Below are 15,043 nucleotides of genomic sequence, written 5' to 3'. Positions count from 1 at the left end.
AAGGATTTGAATGGAAGTGTTCCTCTTTTTTTATGTAGATAAACGAATAAGACCCGCTAAAATCTATCCCTTATCTTTATCCTTGCAGCGACTGCCTGTACCAATCGTATAACTTCTGCACACCCTGCTGTATTTCCACCTTGTGCGTCCAACCTAAAGAGTGAAGCTTTGACACATCGATGAGTTTGCGTAGAGTTCCGTCGGGTTTGCTTTCATCCCACACAACGGTTCCTGTAAAGCCAACAGTTTGCACAATGAGTTCGGAGAGTTGCTTGATAGTTAGCTCCTTGCCCGTACCTATGTTGATATGACAGTTACGTATCTCGCCAAGCGAGGGAATAGCACCGCCACGTCCCTCGCTGTTGTTGCGGTTTACCTCACCATCGGTAGCTGTACCATAAAACACGCTCGAATACTTGTCTATGCCGATGATGTCCTTAAAGTCTACATTTAGAAGGATGTGTACCGAAGCATCTGCCATATCCTCACTCCAAAGGAACTCACGCAATGGCGAGCCTGTTCCCCAAAGGGTTACCTTATTGTTTTCTATGCCATAAAACTTCAATGCCTGCAAGATGCGTTCTTTACTACACTCGCCGTCAACATTGTCTTTTCCTATCTGCTCTGCCAAAGCCTTAACAGGATTAATCGGTCGCTTGTTCATGTCCACCCGAATGGCTTCCCAGTTATCCTCATGAATCAGTTTAGCCAAATAGATCTTGCGCATCATGGCAGGCATCACATGACTGTTCTCCAAGTGGAAGTTGTCATTGGGACCATATAGATTAGTGGGCATCACCGCAATATAGTTCGTGCCATATTGTAGGTTATAACTCTCGCACATCTTCAGTCCGGCAATCTTGGCAATGGCATATTCTTCGTTGGTATATTCCAATGGCGAAGTAAGCAGCACGTCTTCTTTCATGGGCTGTGGTGCATTCTTTGGATAGATGCAGGTGGAACCCAAGAAGAGTAGTTTTTTCACACCATATTTATAAGCTGACGAAATCACGTTGCATTGCATCATCATGTTTTGCATGATGAAGTCGGCTCGGTACAGACTGTTCGCCATGATACCTCCCACGAAGGCAGCGGCTAACACCACTGCATCAGGACGTTCTGTCTTGAAAAAGTCGTCAACGGCTTGCTGATTGGTTAAATCTAATTCGCTATGACTGCGCCCTATCAGCTGGCTGTATCCTCTTGCTTCAAGATTCTTCCATATCGCTGAACCCACTAAGCCGTGATGCCCAGCAACGTATATCTTAGATGTTTTTGATAATGCCATGATTGATGAATAGGTCTTCTAAATTTTCTAGGGATACTAGGAAACCTAGGAATACTAGGTAATCTGGAAAGAAAAAACTATTTTCCTTACTATTTCACATTTTCCAAATCATACTCTGTCATCTTTTTAACCAGTTCTTCAAAGCTGGTTTGGCGAGGATTCCAGCCTAACTGTTCTTTCGCCTTTGTTGGATCACCGAGCAATTGTTCGACATCTGCGGGTCGGAAATATTTGGGATCCACCTCTACCAGCACTTTGCCAGTGGCCTTGTCAATGCCTTTTTCATTCATCCCCTTATCACGCCATTCAAGTTCAATGCCAGCATGATGAAATGCCAAGGTAGCGAAATCGCGCACACTATAATATTCGCCTGTGGCAATGACGAAATCGTCAGGCTGCTCTTGCTGCAGCATCAACCACATACATTGTACATAATCGGGCGCATATCCCCAGTCGCGTCGAGCGTCCAAGTTACCTAAATACAGTTTGTCTTGCAACCCATGCGCTATACGTGCAGCTGCCAAGGTAATCTTGCGGGTCACGAAATTCTCACCCCTCCGCTCGCTTTCATGATTGAACAAAATGCCGTTGCAACAATACATGCCGTAACTCTCGCGATAATTCTTCATAATCCAAAAGCCATAGAGTTTTGCCACAGCGTAGGGCGAACGTGGATAGAAGGGGGTGGTTTCTTTCTGTGGCACCTCTTGAACTTTTCCAAAAAGTTCGGAAGTGCTGGCTTGGTAGATGCGACAACTCTTTTCTAAGCCGCAAATACGCACTGCTTCCAACAGTCTGAGTACACCTATGGCATCCGTATCTGCCGTATATTCAGGAACATCAAAACTCACTTTGACATGACTCTGTGCTGCAAGATTATAGATTTCGGTAGGTTTAATCTCACCAATGATACGAATGAGAGAGGACGAATCGGTCATGTCAGCCCAGTGCAAATTCACTAAGCGAGACTGTTTCATATCCCGCACCCATTCATCTAAATACAAGTGTTCTATACGTCCTGTGTTGAAAGATGAGCTACGGCGAAGAAGACCATGTACATCATATCCCTTATCAATCAAAAACTCTGCAAGATAACTTCCATCTTGTCCGGTAATACCAGTAATAAGAGCCACTTTGCGATTTGTCATAAATATAAAATTAAATCATGAATATTATAGGTGAGATTTCATCTCATGTTGAACGAAGTGAGCGATTCTGGATTTCAATAAACAGAAAAAAGTAACTTGATAGCGAAAAAACTTATCCCTCGTCGCACAAGAAAAAACCTGAATTGAAACATCAACACACCCATGAATGCTCCTCCAAAGGGTTAAAAAACAGAGACACCCTCCTCTCCTTGTCAGTCGTTACTAACAAGCGATATAGGGTATCATCTCCATTTTTCACCTCCACTGTAGGGTTGTTCAAGCCCGCAGAGCTTTCATTATGAAGTGTATTTGTTCAGTTTGCAAAGATAATTATTTTTATTTACATCGCAAATGTTTGTATCTCTTATTTCACACCAAAGAAACTGCAGATTTCGCTAAAGAAAGGGGTTTATTGTAAAGAACAATCTGCTTTTGGCTTCTGTTATAGCCATTATCATTCAATGAAATCCAATCATAAAAAAGCGTTGGTAAAATTGGTGATGCACTGCCTTGTTCAAAGAAAATAAATGCTGAATTTTCTTTACAAAGTATCTCTCATAACTCGCGTGAAAACATCCAACGGCAAAGTTGGTCGCAAATACGCGAATTATGAGAGACTTTTATAACACGTTGATATTGAACATATTATACATAAAGAACATATTTTCACTCCCTTTTTTACCGTTCATTAGCGGCTAAAGCATTAAGATAAGCCTGCAATTTGCATGCTTTAAGGCTGTTATGTCATGTAAATAACACCTCTAATGAGTGTTTCCAAGGCTGTTAAGTTAATGTTCTAACTTGAAAAGGCGTTTATTTTTGTAAAATCAGCGTAATTTTATATATCGTTTGCCTATTAAATTTTTCTATTTTGAAGATTTTAGATGGTCGTTTTTTGGTAAAATTACAGGACAAAAACGTCTGATGTTTTTAGCAAAAATAACAAGAAAAAACGCAACTCTTTTATTGATGTGTAATTACTATTGCAGCAAACGAGGGAAGCAATGTGATGCAGTTTATTCGTTAGACACGGTGCTGAAATAAAAGAAAAAAGATTATTTTTTACGATAAGCCACCCTATCTTAAATAAAAAAGTCGTGCATTATCCATACAAAATACTAAGCTTTTTTGCTTAGCTCTTGCATCTTTTTAGTAACTTTGCACGCATTACAAAAATGCAGCTCAAATGAAAACATTAATTGACCGTATCTTGAAAGACGGGCGTTGTTATCCTGGTGGGATTCTAAAAGTAGACAAGTTTATCAATCACCAAATGGATCCCAACTTAATGAAAGCTATTGCCATTGAGTTTATTAAAAGATACAGTTCTACTGAAATCAATAAAATATTAACCATCGAAGCTTCAGGTATTGCACCCGCCATTGTAATGGGACTCTTGTTGGATCTTCCTGTTGTGTTTGCGAAGAAAAAGAAAGCTTCGACCATGGACAACATCTTATCCACTACAGTATTCTCATTTACCAAGCAACGGGAATATAATGTAGTTATTAGCAAAGACTACCTGACCCCACAAGACAAGGTTGTGTTTATTGATGATTTCCTTGCTTACGGTAATGCAGCAAAAGGAATCATCGACCTTTGTCAACAAGCAGGAGCAGAATTGGTAGGCATGGGGTTTATTATTGAGAAGACTTTTCAGCATGGTCGTGAAGTGATTGAAGCGGCAGGCGTTAGATGCGAATCATTGGCGATGATTGAATCACTCGATGACTGTAAAATCAAATTGAAAGGAATTGATTAACTCACAACACCAGCGACAAATGACGACTTCAACAAAACCACAAGAGCCTATCCTTCATCATCAAACCGATTTAATTTATGGTCTACATGATAAGCCGCAACTTAGAGAAGCCTTGTTTGCAGCGCTGCAACATCTTTTGGCTATTTTTGTGGCAATTATCACACCGCCTTTAATCATTTCAAACGCACTGAGCTTTGACCTTCATACAACAGGCTTTCTTGTATCTATGTCATTATTTGTTTCTGGCGTTGCCACCTTTATACAGTGTCATCGCATTGGTCCGATAGGAACAGGACTGCTTTGTATTCAAGGAACAAGCTTTTCATTTATTGGGCCCATTATTGGTGCTGGCATGTTAGGCATGATTGGTGGAAAAATAGATACAGAATTGGCATTAGCCTACATATTCACAGCTTGTATGTTTGCTTCAGTGGTGGAAATGTTTGTAAGTCGAATTTTGAAATACACTCAAAAAATTATCACTCCGCTGGTTTCTGGAATTGTGGTTACGCTCATAGGTATGTCTCTCATCAAAGCAGGCATTAACGCTTGTGGTGGCGGAGCAGCGGCTGAAGCTAACGGAACCTTTGGGTCGTTAATGAATTTGGGATTGGCTGCGTTGGTTTTGTTTGCCATCATTTTCTTTAATCGTTCGTCAAACAAAATCTTAAGAATGAGTTCTATCGTCTTAGGATTAGCCATTGGCTGCGTTGTAGCGTATTTTTTAGATATGATACCATTCGATGCGACACAAGATTATGGTGGGTTCAACATTCCTATACCGTTCAAATATGGTTTTAGGTTTGATATTTCGGCAATCATCTCTTTAGGATTAGTATATCTCATCACAGCAATTGAGGCGTATGGTGACATCACAGCAAACTCCCTTATCTCGGGTGAACCCATTCAAGGGCGTACGTTTGAAAAGCGAGCCGCTGGTGGTATTCTTGCCGATGGTTTTAACTCAATGTTGGCTGCCATATTTAATTCATTCCCAAATTCCATTTTTGCTCAAAACAATGGCATGATTCAACTCACAGGAATAGCAAGTAGATATGTGGGTTATTACATTGCAGGAGCTTTAATATTGCTGGGGCTGTTCCCTGCAGTAGGCATTGTTTTCTCTTTAATTCCTGCTCCCGTTTTAGGAGGTGCTACCCTCTTGATGTTTGGTACCGTTGCCGCAGCTGGCATTAAGATTATTGCCGCTACCAAAATTAACCGAAAAGCCATACTTGTTATGGCGATTAGTTTTTCCTTAGGATTAAGTGTTGAAATGGTACCTGACATTCTTAATCAAATGCCTGAGACCATTCGGAATATATTTTCCTCTGGTATTACAACAGGTGGATTAGCGGCTATTCTCACGAACTCACTTATCCACATCAAAGACTAATCGATAGATGAAATGGTCCGCAAATACAGCCATTAGGAACAACAACCCTGTTATATTTACCAGATAACAGCTCTTTTTATAATTATTTAAATATTTTACAAACAACATCATTCGTTATTCTCGTTATTTTTCCTTACCTTTGTACAGATTTTCTGCACACATTTTTCGTGCGTATATAAATATATTGTAATCAAAAGTTAGAAGTAAGGATATCAAAGATGAGACAATTAAAAATTCAGAAGAGTATTACCAATCGTTCAAGTGAAGCATTAGATAAGTATTTAGTGGAGATTGGTCGTGCCCCTTTGATTTCTATCGACGAAGAAATAGAACTCGCTCAAAAGATTAAAAAGGGCGGACCAGAAGGCGAAAGAGCAAAGGATAAGCTTGTTACAGCCAACTTAAGATTCGTCGTATCTGTAGCAAAACAATACCAACATCAAGGACTTACCCTGACAGACTTAATTGATGAAGGCAATATAGGGCTTATTAAAGCCGCTCAAAAGTTTGATGAGACACGTGGTTTCAAGTTTATTTCGTACGCTGTTTGGTGGATTCGACAAAGTATTTTACAAGCCATTGCGGAACAAAGTCGCATTGTGAGACTTCCATTGAATCAAGTAGGATCACTTAATAAGATTAATCACGAAATCAACCGATTCGAACAAGAACATCATAGACGCCCTTCTATCTCTGAATTATCTGATGCAACAAACATCGACGAAGAGAAGATTGGACAGAGTATGATGGCAGATGGGCATCACGTAAGCATTGATGCGCCATTTCAAGACGGTGAAGATAACACCATGTTGGATGTCATGCCAAGTGGAGATGACAGTAGGACGGACAGACAGGTTGACCATGAATCAATGGCACAAGAGCTTAACACCGTATTAAATAAGGTGCTGAAAGATCGCGAAATAATCATTATAAAAGAATGTTTCGGCATCGGACGTCCCGAAAAGGGACTCGAAGAAATTGGCGATCAATTAGGGTTAACCCGCGAACGTGTTCGACAAATTAGAGAAAAGAGTATTGCCAAGCTCCGTGACAGTGGTAATGCAAAAATTCTCATGAAGTATTTAGGATAAGAAATCTAACGAGTAGGAGATAAATACCAATAGTGTATTTATCTCCTACTTGTTTAGTTGCATATAGAGTTCTATCTTATAAATGCTATTTTTCCGAAGGAACTAAATATTTATCGCCAGTTCGTCTAACAATTTCTTTAGCATAGGAAGCGGGGAAACCAGGACGCTTTACTCGTGAACCTAATCCTGTTTTGGTTCTTGTGAATTGTCCGTTCTTCACAGGTTTAACAGCCATGTCGTTGTATCTCACGATTAAGAAGATAGCCAGTTGTTTCCAACGACTTAGCATCTGTTGGGCTGTCTCATTAGAATATTGGTTGAGATACTGGATTGCTTCTGTCTTGTTGTTTTTATACAGACGCAAAGCTTCTTCTTCCACTGCCTGTTGTTTTTTGAAATATGATAATTCTAACGAGTCACGGACAGCCTTCACATCTGGAAACATTTGTTGATAACGAGGATAAACCATATTGCTTACCCAATTACATACCCAATAGGCATTTTTATCAGAAAATGTTACAGCATCTGCTCCCGGCGTGTGATAGCATTCAGGCTGCGATGTGTTTCCACAATAAATAGGCGTATATGCTATCATATTTCCATCGTCATTGCCAAACCAAAGCAATCCTCCTATTTCACGAGGCAACCAACTTCGCATTTGACTTACATAAGTAAATCCTGACTGCTGGGTGGATGTAGGTCTTTCATTAAAATAGGTCTGCTCACCAACTTTATACTTCAGAGGTGTTGGACGATAGGGCATTTGCCAAATACCTCCCCCGATATCAACATTATCTATTGCCAAGGGTGTTCCTTCATAGTGGTCGCGCATGCAAGCCTGAACATCTTGAATACTTACTTTCTTTTCAGGGATAATCCATAGCGGCATGTCTTCTGCATTTGGATCTTTACCTAACGCCCATGGCAAATACTTGGACATATCTTGAAAGTGATTGAAGAAGCTCCAAACTCGCGCATCACAAAACCTACGTCCAGAGAAATCAGGTTTTGCATAAGCTTCCTTCCATGAGAAGTCTGCATCTTTACCAGTGTACCAACCTTTCTTCCTTGCAAACTCAACAACGTCTTTGGAGTAAAGAACATTCTTCTTGTCCTTCATATTAAATTTACCAATTCTGCTTTGGTTGGCATGACCACACACCGCATTATCGGGAATACGTATCGCTACCCATACGGTACCTTTGCTTCCAGGACCTTTTCCCATCATCTCCATAATCCAAGCCTCATTTGGATCACAAATGGTGAAAGTTTCCCCCTCACTATTATATCCATATTGATTTGTCAGAGTTGTCATGATACGAATCGCTTCTCTGGCGGTCTTAGATCTTTGCAACGCAATGTAAATCAGTGAACCATAATCAATAATACCTGTTGTATCTACCATTTCTTCACGACCTCCATAAGTTGTTTCGCCTATGGTTACTTGGTATTCATTGATGTTTCCAATCACGTTATAGGTTTCGGCTGCTTCTGGTATCTGCCCATGATATACATTGGAATCCCAATCATAAATATCACGCATTGTACCTGCTTGATGCTTTCCTGCAGGAAAATGATTAAGTCCGATAAATAGCCCGTAGTCATCGGCATTGTACGTACAAATGACAGAACCATCAACAGAAGCATTTTTACCGACAATAAAGTTGGTACATGCGTTTGTTGTTTGAGAACTAAAAAGGAGAGCGACGAATAAAGCTATAAAAGCGATAGCTCGTGTCTGGTGCTCATGGATTTGAAAAACTTGCTTCGTTCTTTTCATAGATATAAAGTTTAAGTATTTTTTGATGATTATAATTTGTTATTGAGACACACTTTGTACTGGACGAGAAGCGTCAGCTTCTCTTCTTTTTGGTTGCATTCCTCGACTCGGTGCAGTTCTCAGAGAGTCATGTATGAGCGTGCTATCCACATTTAGTGAATCAGATTGTTGATTCGTCTTTTTCTTTTGTGCATGTATCTTCACCAAAGAGATGTTGGTCAATATCATGAGCTTGAATGTAGTACTATAAGCATCTGCTGGATTGTTATTATTCAATAAGAAATAACCCCGTATCTCTTTAATGCCAATATTATTGTCATCTGAAATTTGCGTAGTATAGTGGTTCGGCGTAGATACATAAAGAGTTTGAGTAGCCACACTGTCATTTTTGAATTTTACTGCCATGATAGCCACCGCATCGCGTGTACCATCTTGATAAATGAACTGAGCATCGAAATTAAGAAAAAGTCGATCGCCAGGCTTAAATGTTGAATCTGCCTGAATAGTGTAAGAACTTACATTAAATGGTCTGTAAGGACTAAGAACCATTGACCGATTATCTCGCCAAACATTAGCGGTATCTCCGCTTGCAGAGTTCAATTGATATCTATTGATTTGGCTTGCTGAAGCACCCAAAGAAAGAGCATCTTTACTCATTCTATTTGATAAAGACTCATAAATATGTTGCAGGAGTCGGGTGTGACGCGTATAGTAAACCATTGATGAATCAAATTCTGCTTCTGAAACACCATGTTTTTTTAAGACAGCAGCCTTGTATTTTAACATTAAAGAAGCATCTTCATAATTTGCTTTGTACATCGCATCTGCCAAATGGTAATCGTATAAAATATCCTCCATTTTATCCTCTTGAATGTATTGTTTCGGAACAGAGGGCTTACACGATATCAATGCCAGCAAATAGAATATCGAACATAAACAATATGCAAGAAGTTTCTTACTCATTTTTGCTAATCGATGTTTCTTTATCTTGAATGGTACTGCCAATATGCTCTAAATCTTTGCGATAAAAAAGCAAGAGGATTATCACCCCAACACTGATGCAAGCATCGGCAAAATTAAAAATTGGAGAAAAGAAAATAAAGTCTTGTCCTCCAAAATGGGGAACCCAATCAGGCCATGTAGACACAATAAGAGGGAAATAAAACATATCAACCACCTTGCCATGTAAGAAAGACGAGTATCCCGAACCAAAAGGAACAAGCTCTGCAACTTGATAAGGAGTTGAAGGTGTGAAGATTAACCCATAGAACATAGAGTCGATAATATTTCCCATAGCCCCTGCAAGAATCATAGAAAGGCAGATAATATACCCTTTCGTATGTGGTCGCTTCAAGAGTTTGGTCATATAGAAGATAATCACGCCAATAGCTACTAATCTGAATAGGCTCAAGACTAATTTGTTGATAAAGGTTATGCCATAAGCCATTCCGTTATTTTCTATAAATCGAATATAGAACCAATTGGTAATCCGAATGGAATCATCCAACGCCATATTGGTTTTGACCGCTATCTTAATGACTTGGTCTATCAACAGTATCAATACGACAATAATGACAGCCAGTTTTCCGTCTGTGATGTATCTTTTCATACTCCGTTGAGTTAATTAGAATGCAATAGAGAAAATATTAATGTTTCCTTGCATTCTTAGATGCAACGCTTAAAGTAGCATGAGGTACCACTCTTAAACGTTCTTTTGGTATCAACTCGCCCGTGATACGATCAATTCCGTAGGTTTTATTCTTTATTCGAACCAATGCTGCTTCCAAACCTTGAATGAATTTTTGTTGACGAGCCGCCATCTGAACCAAATCTTCTTTAGTTTGTGTTGTGCTTCCTTCTTCCAATGCTTTATAGGTAGGAGACGTATCATCAGTGTCATTACCATCTTCATTCATGATTTGCTTCATCATGCTGGTATAATCTCTACGAGCCAAAGCTAATTTCTCGTTTATAATAGCCTGGAACTCTTCAAGTTCCGCATCGCTATAACGTTTTTTCTGTTCCATACAGATAAATTTTATCAATCTAATTAATCAATTGAGTTCTTCAAACTCTATTCTCTTTTATATTACATTCTTTTTTCAATAAGGATATGAAGTTGGAAATCATCGAAATCAGTCTCTACTCCATCGTTCTCGTTGATTTTAATTTGATTAGCAAGAACTTGACTTTTGATGTAATCACTGTAATCTTGAATTGCAGCATCACTGTTTTCATTTGGTGAAATGACCACATCAATCCTATCGGTAATTTCAAAATTGTTTTCTTTTCGTAAGTTTTGAATACGATTGATGAGTTCACGAGCTATTCCTTCTTTCTTCAATGCTGGAGTTAATTCAACCTCTAAAGCAACGGTTAGGTTTCCCTCATTAGCAACCAGCCATCCTGGAATGTCTTCACTCACTATCTCAACATCCTCCCGACTAACAGTTACCTCTTGCTGGTCTACAGAGAAAGTTAGCTGACCGTTCTTTTCAAGCATTGCAATATCATCTTGTGAGACATTATTCATATAGTTTGCAATGCCTTTCATAAGTTTGCCAAACTTCTTTCCCATGGTGCGGAAATTACACTTTATTTTTTTGACAAGCATACCTTGTCCCTCAATAAAGTTCACTTCTTTGATATTCACTTCATTTTTCACCAAGTCGGCAACTGCTTCAATTCTGCGCTTTTGTTCTTCGCTTGTTGCAGGAATCATGATTTGCTGGAGCGGTTGTCGCACTTTGATATTTACTTTTCTTCGTAGTGCCAAAACCATACTGGTTAGCTTCTGCGCAATCTCCATTCTTGCTTCCAAGTCCTCATCAATGAGCGACTGGTCTACTTTGGGGAATTTATCCAAGTGAACACTTGCTAAGGTTCCACCTAAATCTGCATACAATTGGTCGGCAAAGAAAGGTATAAACGGAGCTGCAAGTTTGCTAATGGTCAACAAACACTCATACAGGATGTTATAGGCAGACAACTTATCTTCACTCATTTCTTTACCCCAGAACCGTTTGCGGTTAAGGCGTACATACCAGTTACTCAAGTCGTCATTCACAAAGGTATCTATCAATCTGCCAGCTCGAGTTGGGTCAAAGTTATTCAAATCATCTTCAACTCCTTTGATGAGAGAATGCAATTTCGAAATAATCCATCTATCAATTTCTGGCGCATCTTTTAACTTTGTCTTATCAAAACAGCCTGTCGGTTGAAAATCATCAACATTTGCATACAGTGCGAAGAATGAATAAGTGTTATAGAGTGTACCAAAGAACTTCCTACGAACCTCATCCACACCTTCTTCATCAAATTTCAAATTATCCCATGGACTTGAGTTTGTCATCATATAGAACCGAACAGCATCAGCTCCATACCGTTCAATCATATCAAACGGATTCTTGACATTCCCCAGATGTTTGCTCATCTTATTACCTTTAGCATCGAGAACCAAACCTGTTGAAATCACATTCTTAAAGGCTACGGAATCAAATACCATGGTGGCAATAGCATGGAGCGTAAAAAACCATCCACGTGTTTGGTCCACACCCTCGTTAATGAAGTCTGCGGGGAAGAAAGCTGGTGGAATCGGTGTACCGATATAATTACTCTGTACCATCGCCTGACGAGCGTCGTCGCCTGTCTGTGTCTGTCCTTCTGCATTCTTCAGGGAAAGTCCTTCTGCCATTTCTCCTTCAAATGGATAGTGCAATTGGGCATAAGGCATAGAACCGCTATCAAACCACACATCTATCAAGTCTGATTGGCGATACATTGGTTTCCCTTCGTCATTGACAAGTACTATCTGATCGACATAGGGACGATGCAAATCTACCTTATCATAATTTTCTTTAGAGAAATCACCTGGCACAAATCCTTTTTCCTTCATTGGATTTGAACTCATTTGTCCTGCAGCAACACTTTTCTCTATTTCATCGTACAATTCGGCTAAGCTACCTATACACTTCTCCCCTTTTTCGTCATCTCGCCAAATTGGCAAAGGCGTTCCCCAAAAACGACTACGACTCAGATTCCAGTCGTTCAGGCTCTCTAACCAGTTACCAAATCTTCCTGTTCCTGTTGACTCTGGTTGCCAACGGATGGTATTATTGAGTTCTACCATACGCTCTTTCTTCGCAGTATCCTTGATAAACCAGCTATCCAACGGATAATATAAGATAGGTTTATCCGTTCTCCAACAGTGAGGATAGTTATGTACATGCTTCTCAATCTTGTAGGCAGAACCTTCCATTTTCATTTCCAATGACATCACGATGTTTAAATCATCAGCTTTTTCCGAAGCTTTTACATCCCAAATACCATTTGGATTAAATTGAGGATCGTAAGCATTCTTTACATAGTCACCTTCATGCTTGTGGTATTCGACAACATCAACACATTTATCCACAAAATTTTGATCCAGCTCTACAAGGTTGTAGTATTTTCCTTGAAGATCGACCATCGGGCGAGTTTCTCCCTTTTTATTGATGAGATAAAGTGCTGGTATATGTGCATCTTTTGCCACTTTTGCATCATCTGCACCAAAGGTAGGTGCGATATGTACGATGCCTGTTCCATCGTCAGTGGTAACATAATCTCCAAGAATCACTCTGAAAGCTTCATTTTCCATTTCAACAAAGTGATCTTTGTTGTTTTCTGCCACAAATACTTTATCTGGGTGAGCCTGAGCATAGTTGGTGATGAATGGTGCAGCATTGCTGTCCACCTTTTCCGTGGGTTTTACCCAAGGCATAAGTTGCTCGTAATGAAGTCCTTCAAGCTTCTCTCCTTTATGGTGATTGATAATCTTGTAGGGTACTACTTTGTCTCCCTTGCTAAAAGCAGGCAGGTCGACATCCTTCGCCACTTCACCCTCTGCGGAAAGATATGCACTCACTCTTTCGTACGCCATGATGATGTTTATTGGCTGGGCAGAATATGGATTGTAGGTCTGTATCGAAACATAATCAAACTTTGGACCCACACACAGTGCTGTATTAGAAGGAAGTGTCCATGGTGTGGTAGTCCATGCGATGAAATAGGTATCTCCCCATGAGTTTAATTCTTGCGCCTCATCCAACTGTGCCACACTGTCAGGAGTAAGTTTGAACAGCCCTGTGACGGTCGTATCTTTCACATCACGATAACATCCAGGCTGATTAAGTTCATGTGAACTCAATCCCGTTCCTGCAGCAGGTGAATAGGGTTGTATGGTATAACCTTTATATAATAGACCTTGGTTATATAATTGTTTTAGAAGCCACCAAAGGGTTTCTATGTATTTATTATCATAAGTGATATATGGGTGGTCTAAGTCTACGAAATAGCCCATTTCTTCTGTCAAGCGACGCCATTCCTCCGTGAATTTCATGACGTTTTCCCGACATTTTCTGTTGTAATCCTCTACAGAGATGTAGTGTTCAGATGCTTTGTTGTCAATATCCTTTTTAGTAATACCCAACTCCTTCTCAACGCCTAACTCAACAGGCAGTCCATGGGTATCCCATCCTGCTTTTCGCAAGACATGATACCCCTGCATCGTCTTGTATCTATTGAAAGTATCTTTAATCGCACGTGCCAACACGTGATGAATACCAGGGTGACCATTTGCCGAGGGAGGACCTTCAAAGAATATAAATTGTGGACATCCTTCCCTTTCTTTGATGGAGCGATTAAAAATGTCGTTCTTTTCCCATTTCGCCAATATCTCTTCGTTAGTTTTCTTCAAATTCAAACCTTGATGTTCGGCAAATCTTTTACCCATAAATATACTTTGTTAGATATGTGTTGTTATTTAGAGCGCAAAGGTAACAAAAAAACTTATCATTAACAAACTTATATCTTCTTTTTCAGTTTGCTGTTTGTTTACTAATTTTAGGGTCTAAAAGAATTCATATTGGTAGCCCCACAATTGCTATACGCACTAACAACAAGTACCAAGATTCTAATCAACTCGGTAGAAAATTCCAAACGATTTGTAAGCATTTCACCTTTTTTGACGAATATAAGAGACACGAAAATTTCTGCTTTTTCTTATTTTTTATGCGTTTTTTATTTGTGTAATTTGTCCTAAAAAATGACAATAAAATGAGCGTTGAAAAAAGACAAAATAGAAAAAATCAAGCCACAAATCCTATGCTATTATGCACAAAAACGACCAAGTGTCTTATACTGAAATAGCTTGACATATTATTAACCTCATAAAAAGTAAAATAATATGACAAAAGAACTTAAAAGAAGAACCTTTAGTGATTTATTTAAGCTTGAAGTATTAAGCGAGTATTATTCAGAAGGCGTATCTCAATTGTCCATAACTCGTAAATATGGACTTACAAATGGAGCTTTATTAAGCTGGATAAAAAAGTGGCCGGTTGATTCGAAAGTATTATCTTTGCCTTCAGAAATCATAAGTTCCTATCAAATGGCTCATCCTAAAAAAGAAATCTCCTCAGAAGAAGCACTTCATAAACGGATATCGGATTTGGAAAAATCTCTTGAATATGAGCGACTTCGTAATCTTGCTTATAAGAAATTGATAGAAATTGCAGAAGCAGAAGAAGGAATTTCAATAT

11 protein-coding genes are annotated in these 15,043 nt (G+C 39.3%); 4 read left to right on the top strand and 7 right to left on the bottom strand.

Going from position 1 to position 15,043, the window contains the following annotated elements; translation table 11 throughout:
* Window positions 1–76: 76 nt before the first annotated feature.
* Together BN35_RS06845 and gmd are read right to left on the bottom strand one after the other, a co-directional pair.
* Window positions 77–1,288 carry a GDP-L-fucose synthase family protein gene (locus BN35_RS06845; protein ID WP_025072224.1) on the bottom strand — a complete coding sequence of 404 codons (1,212 nt, stop codon included), beginning with the start codon at window positions 1,286–1,288 and terminating at the stop codon, window positions 77–79.
* A gap of 89 nt (window positions 1,289–1,377) precedes the next feature.
* On the bottom strand, window positions 1,378–2,436 hold the full coding sequence (gene gmd, locus BN35_RS06840; RefSeq protein ID WP_025072225.1) for a GDP-mannose 4,6-dehydratase: 1,059 nt from the start codon (window positions 2,434–2,436) through the stop codon (window positions 1,378–1,380).
* A gap of 1,186 nt (window positions 2,437–3,622) precedes the next feature.
* On the opposite strand from gmd, the gene xpt reads away from it, so the two are divergent.
* The 3 genes from xpt (at window position 3,623) to BN35_RS06825 (ending at window position 6,685) form a co-directional block, all read left to right on the top strand.
* Complete coding sequence (gene xpt / locus BN35_RS06835) at window positions 3,623–4,198, top strand: xanthine phosphoribosyltransferase (protein ID WP_025072226.1); 576 nt, start codon at window positions 3,623–3,625, stop codon at window positions 4,196–4,198.
* Window positions 4,199–4,217: 19 nt separating this feature from the next.
* Window positions 4,218–5,594 carry a nucleobase:cation symporter-2 family protein gene (locus BN35_RS06830; protein ID WP_025072227.1) on the top strand — a complete coding sequence of 459 codons (1,377 nt, stop codon included), beginning with the start codon at window positions 4,218–4,220 and terminating at the stop codon, window positions 5,592–5,594.
* Window positions 5,595–5,812: 218 nt separating this feature from the next.
* Window positions 5,813–6,685 (top strand): sigma-70 family RNA polymerase sigma factor, encoded by an 873-nt coding sequence (locus BN35_RS06825; RefSeq protein ID WP_025072228.1) that lies wholly within the window; start codon window positions 5,813–5,815, stop codon window positions 6,683–6,685.
* 85 nt (window positions 6,686–6,770) lie between these two features.
* Here the strand turns inward: BN35_RS06825 and BN35_RS06820 are convergent, their stop codons facing one another.
* From BN35_RS06820 to ileS, 5 genes are all read right to left on the bottom strand, one after another.
* A complete protein-coding gene (locus BN35_RS06820) occupies window positions 6,771–8,465 on the bottom strand; it encodes a dipeptidase (protein WP_025072229.1) in 1,695 nt (564 codons plus the stop codon).
* Window positions 8,466–8,504: 39 nt separating this feature from the next.
* The gene (locus BN35_RS06815) at window positions 8,505–9,428 is read right to left on the bottom strand and encodes a DUF4296 domain-containing protein (RefSeq protein WP_028901016.1); all 924 of its coding nucleotides are present in this window, start codon (window positions 9,426–9,428) and stop codon (window positions 8,505–8,507) included.
* The gene (locus tag BN35_RS06810) at window positions 9,421–10,074 is read right to left on the bottom strand and encodes a lipoprotein signal peptidase (protein WP_025072230.1); all 654 of its coding nucleotides are present in this window, start codon (window positions 10,072–10,074) and stop codon (window positions 9,421–9,423) included. The genes BN35_RS06815 and BN35_RS06810 overlap by 8 nt, the downstream gene beginning before the upstream one ends.
* Window positions 10,075–10,111: 37 nt before the next feature.
* Window positions 10,112–10,492 (bottom strand): TraR/DksA family transcriptional regulator, encoded by a 381-nt coding sequence (locus tag BN35_RS06805; protein ID WP_025072231.1) that lies wholly within the window; start codon window positions 10,490–10,492, stop codon window positions 10,112–10,114.
* Window positions 10,493–10,554: 62 nt separating this feature from the next.
* Window positions 10,555–14,235, bottom strand: coding sequence for an isoleucine--tRNA ligase (gene ileS / locus BN35_RS06800; RefSeq protein ID WP_028901015.1), 3,681 nt, complete (start codon window positions 14,233–14,235; stop codon window positions 10,555–10,557).
* A gap of 453 nt (window positions 14,236–14,688) precedes the next feature.
* On the opposite strand from ileS, the gene BN35_RS06795 reads away from it, so the two are divergent.
* On the top strand, window positions 14,689–15,043 hold a 355-nt coding region (locus BN35_RS06795; RefSeq protein ID WP_044071334.1), incomplete at its 3' end, for a transposase.

Source organism: Hoylesella timonensis 4401737 = DSM 22865 = JCM 15640 (assembly GCF_000455445.1).
Lineage (GTDB): Bacteria > Bacteroidota > Bacteroidia > Bacteroidales > Bacteroidaceae > Prevotella > Prevotella timonensis.
Note: the sequence above shows the minus strand (reverse complement) of the source record. Positions and strands in the feature narration are given on the sequence as shown.